The 4,021-nt window shown below is 62.1% G+C and carries 6 protein-coding genes; 3 read left to right on the forward strand and 3 right to left on the reverse strand.

The features are described 5' to 3' along the window. The 3 genes from JOZ76_RS00560 to JOZ76_RS38100 all read left to right on the forward strand — a co-directional run. The coding region (locus tag JOZ76_RS00560; RefSeq protein WP_291696691.1) for a serine hydrolase domain-containing protein at positions 1 to 685 on the forward strand (685 nt) is incomplete at its 5' end. 234 nt (positions 686 to 919) lie between these two features. Next, positions 920 to 1,048, forward strand: a complete 129-nt coding sequence (locus JOZ76_RS00565; protein WP_291696692.1) for a hypothetical protein — start codon at positions 920 to 922, stop codon at positions 1,046 to 1,048. Positions 1,049 to 1,324: 276 nt separating this feature from the next. After that, positions 1,325 to 1,522: a KTSC domain-containing protein gene (locus JOZ76_RS38100; protein ID WP_366938525.1), complete on the forward strand. Its 198-nt coding sequence runs from the start codon at positions 1,325 to 1,327 to the stop codon at positions 1,520 to 1,522. Positions 1,523 to 1,547: 25 nt separating this feature from the next. Here JOZ76_RS38100 and tnpC read toward each other — a convergent pair whose 3' ends face one another. The 3 genes from tnpC to tnpA all read right to left on the reverse strand — a co-directional run bounded on the left by tnpC (position 1,548) and on the right by tnpA (position 3,934). Continuing rightward, positions 1,548 to 3,122 (reverse strand): IS66 family transposase, encoded by a 1,575-nt coding sequence (gene tnpC, locus JOZ76_RS00570; protein ID WP_291696693.1) that lies wholly within the window; start codon positions 3,120 to 3,122, stop codon positions 1,548 to 1,550. Between the two features lie 69 nt (positions 3,123 to 3,191). Then, complete coding sequence (tnpB, locus tag JOZ76_RS00575) at positions 3,192 to 3,539, reverse strand: IS66 family insertion sequence element accessory protein TnpB (protein WP_291696694.1); 348 nt, start codon at positions 3,537 to 3,539, stop codon at positions 3,192 to 3,194. Next, complete coding sequence (tnpA, locus tag JOZ76_RS00580; RefSeq protein WP_291696695.1) at positions 3,536 to 3,934, reverse strand: IS66-like element accessory protein TnpA; 399 nt, start codon at positions 3,932 to 3,934, stop codon at positions 3,536 to 3,538. Before tnpA ends, tnpB begins: the two co-directional genes overlap by 4 nt. Positions 3,935 to 4,021 lie beyond the last annotated feature (87 nt).

Here is a 4,021-nt window from a genome sequence, read left to right on the forward strand (position 1 = left end):
CGCAGATCTTGAGGAGCTACTTAAAGAACACCGAGTACCTGGGCTTTCTTTTGCCGTCATACACGACGGAAAAATTGTCGAAACAAAAGCTCTCGGTGTACGCGACACGTCCACAGCCACCCCGGTCGATGGGAACACGATCTTCGAAGCCGCTTCATTATCCAAGCCGGTTTTTGCCTATGCCGTGTTGCAGCTTGTCGATGGGGGACAGTTGTCGTTGGACACTCCTCTATCGACGTATGTGCCCAACTACGTCAAAGACGATCCGCGTGCCGCCTCCGTGACCGTACGCAAGGTGCTTAGCCAATCATCCGGTTTGCCAAACTGGCGTAGCGACACAACCCCTCTCAAGACATATTTTCCGCCGGGCGAACGATTTAGCTATTCGGGTGAGGGATTTGTTTGGCTTCAGCGCGTAGTCGAGAAAATTACCGGCCAACCCTTAAATGAAGTCGTGACGCGTTTGGTCTTTGACCCACTGGAAATGAGGCACTCCAGCTATATCTGGCGGGTTGATTTTGAGGCAGACTTCGCGGGTCCGCATAACACCCAATTCGCGCCAGGCAAAAAATGGCGGCCCGCAAAATCCACAAGTGCTTCCTCGCTGCATACGACGGCGGCGGACTATGCTCGCTTCGTGCAAGCGGTCTTATTCGGCGCGCGTCTTAACCCCGATACCGCCTAACAATGGCTTGATCCCCAGGCCAGGCTTCGGCAGCACTGCATCGAATGCATTACAACCGATGCCCAGGAGGCAGATCAGCACGTCGCATGGGGTCTGGGTTGGGGGCTTGAACCAGATGCAGGCGTTTTCTTCCATTGGGGCAACAACGAGGGTTTCAAAGCCTTCGTAGTCGGCTCACTGACGGATCATTCCGCCGTCGTTATCTTGACCAACGGTGATAACGGGATGGCGATCATGCCGGACGTCATCAACCAACTGATGCCCGGCGACCATCCGGCTTTCAAATGGCTCGACCACTCTAGAAATGTTGGTGGCGCATTGCTTGATTGGTTTCGTGCACGCTGGCACCAATGGGTCTACTAGATCATTCGTTGTCTTCCGTAGGTCATGCGCGCGTCGCGGCCTGTAGGCGTCAAGGTCGGCTAAGGGTCTTGGTCGTGTAAAAACGCTGTTGCATGAGGCGAACCGGCGCGGTCGAACTCAGGCTACCGCGATCCGATCGATTTGATCGTATCCATTCGTTGAAGGGCGCGGTTGAAGCGACAGCGGGCCGGAACCGGCTGCTGGGTGGACGAGGCATGGCCGGATCGCCATATCGGGTGGATGCGGCGAGGTGTGAAGGCAATTCGGCTGCATCGGATGCGGTCGTCAAGCATTGAGGCTGCGGGGTATGACCTCAAGCGGCGGACGTTGCGCATACGTTTCGTCCGCGGTTGGACCTATGACTACCAGGCCGTCCCGGCAAAGGTCTTCAGGGACCTTCTTGCAGCGGAGTCCAAAGGACGGTTCGTCAACTGGTCCGTCAAGCCGTATTATCGGCACACACAGGTCAAGTGACGGGCGATGATCGGATCAGCCGCTGCTAGGCGGCCAGCGCGGCTTCCGCAGCCTTCCAGTTCCAGGGCAGCAGTTGATCGAGACGTTTGACGTTCTGATCATTGATGCGAGCCAGGACGTCGGCAAGCCAGGCTTGCGGATCGACGTCGTTGAGCTTGGCGGTCTGGATCAGCGTGAACATGATGGCCGCGCGCTCGCCGCCCCGGTCGGAGCCGGCGAACAGCCATGACCTGCGGCCGAGTGCAATGGCGCGCAGGGCGCGCTCGGCCGCGTTGTTGCTGATGCAGATGCGGCCATCCTGCAGGAAGCGGGTGAACGCGTCGACGCGCTTGAGCACGTAGTCGATCGCCTTGGCGAGGTCGTTGTGGCGCGAGAGCCTGGCGCGCTCGCGCATCATCCACGCGATCAGCTCCTCGACCAGCGGAGCGATCTGCCGCTGTCTCACCGCCCGGCGCTCGGCGGGCGACAGTCCGTTGATGGCGCGCTCCGCCGCGAACACGGCGTCGAACTTCTGCACCGCCGCGAACGCAATCGGCGAGATGACGGCCGAGCTCCTGCCGCGCGCCTTGGATGCGACATCTGCAAGCTCGAAGAACTTGCGGCGCGCATGAGCCCAGCACGGCGCTTCGGTGATCGGACCCGGCTTGCGCTCGGGCGCATAGAGCGCGTTGAACCCACCATAGGCGTCGGCCTGCAGTATCCCCGTGTAGCCGGCGAGATGTCGGGCGGGATGCGCGCCCTCGCGATCGGGTGAGTAGAAGAACACGGCGGCCGGCGGCGCGCGCCCGGCGAAGGGCCGATCCTCGCGCACATAGGTCCAGAGCCGCCCGGTCCGCGTCTTCACCTTGGCCAGCACCGGCACGGTGGTGTCATCGCCATGGATGCGCTCGGCTGCAAACACATGAGCCTTGATCAGCTCGTAGAGCGGCAGCAATGTCGCCGCGCAGGCGCCGACATGGTCGGCCATGGTCGAGACCGAGAGTTCGACGCCCTCGCGGGCAAACTGCTCGCTCTGCCGGTTGAGCGGCTGGTGATCGGCGTATTTGCCGACCAGGATCATGGCCAGCAGGCTCGGTCCGGCGAAGCCTCGCGCGATCACGTGGAAGGGCGCGGGTGGCTGCGTGATCTTCTCGCAGGCACGGCAGCTGAACTTCTCGCGTACATGCTCAGTGACGAACAATTGCCGCGGCACCACATCCAGCGTCTCGGTGACATCCTCCCCGAGCTTCGACAGCCTGGTGCCGCCGCAGGATGGGCAGCAGCTCGGAGCCGGGTGCACGATCCGTCGACGCGGCAGATGGTCAGGGAAGTCCCGACGTGTGGCTTGGCCTCGCGCAAAGCTCTGAACCTGGATCGTCGCGCGATCGGTCTTGGCCTCGTCTTCGCCCACCGCCGCGGCCAACTCCTCGAGCTCGAGCTCCAACTGATCGAGCAGACGCTGACTGCGCTCCGAGCGCGGCCCATACATCGCGCGCTTCATCTTCGCGATCACCAGCTGAAGATGCTCGATCAACGCTTCCGCACCCGACAGCCTGGCGCGTGTTTCGATCAGCGCGGCCTTGAGCGCATCGGTGTCGTCGGGAACAGGATCCATCGCCATGCACCGACTGGATCACAATACCGCATGATTCGCTGGTGCAATCCTGCGACGTGAGTCAATGCGCCGCAGTCAGCCTGCCGCTTGCGGACGAAAGCTGTGGATCGGATTGCGCCAGTCGATCCCTTCGAGCATGTAGGACAGCTGCGCCGGTGTGATGACCACCGCGCCATCTCTGGCCTGCGGCCAGATGAACCGGCCGCGCTCCAGCCGCTTGGCATAAAGCGACATCCCCAGTCCATCGTGCCAAAGGATCTTGATCAGCTTGCCACTCTTGCCGCGGAACACATAGAGATCGCCGCCGTGCGGATCGCGCCTGAGACCTTCCTGAACCTGCAGCGCCAGCGAGTTCATCCCGCGCCGCATGTCGGTGTGGCCGGTCGCAATCCACACCCGCACGCCCGACGCAATCGGGATCATCGCGGCCCCTTGGTCAGCCCGGCCAATGCCGCGGTCAGTGTCGCCGCATCGACCGCGCCAGTGACCCGCATGCGAATGCCAGCGCCAAACTCAATCTCGATCACGCCGACCCCGGCCGATCCGGCTGGACCAGCCGCGGCTTCCGGGACCACTGTCGCTGGCACGAAGCCCATTGGCTGTGCGGCATTCGTCGGCTCGGCACGAAATGACCGGCGCCATCGCAGCAGCAACGACCGCGAAACGCCGTATCGCCGCGCCGTCGCCGCAACCTGGCGCGGCGCCTGCAAGCTCTCCAGGACGATCTTGAGCTTCTCATCTTCGGACCAGCGTCGCCGCCGACCCGTCTCCACCACCTCAAGACGCCCGACCTGGGCACTGTGCTTATCACCGTCCATAAGGACAGTTCTCAAAACTTTGGCTCACTCGGCAAGGCGGCCCACGCCGGATGGACACCTATCTGTCGTTACTTAATCCTGCGGTGT

Origin of the sequence: Bradyrhizobium sp., from assembly GCF_019244115.1 — a bacterium.
Lineage (GTDB): Bacteria > Pseudomonadota > Alphaproteobacteria > Rhizobiales > Xanthobacteraceae > Bradyrhizobium.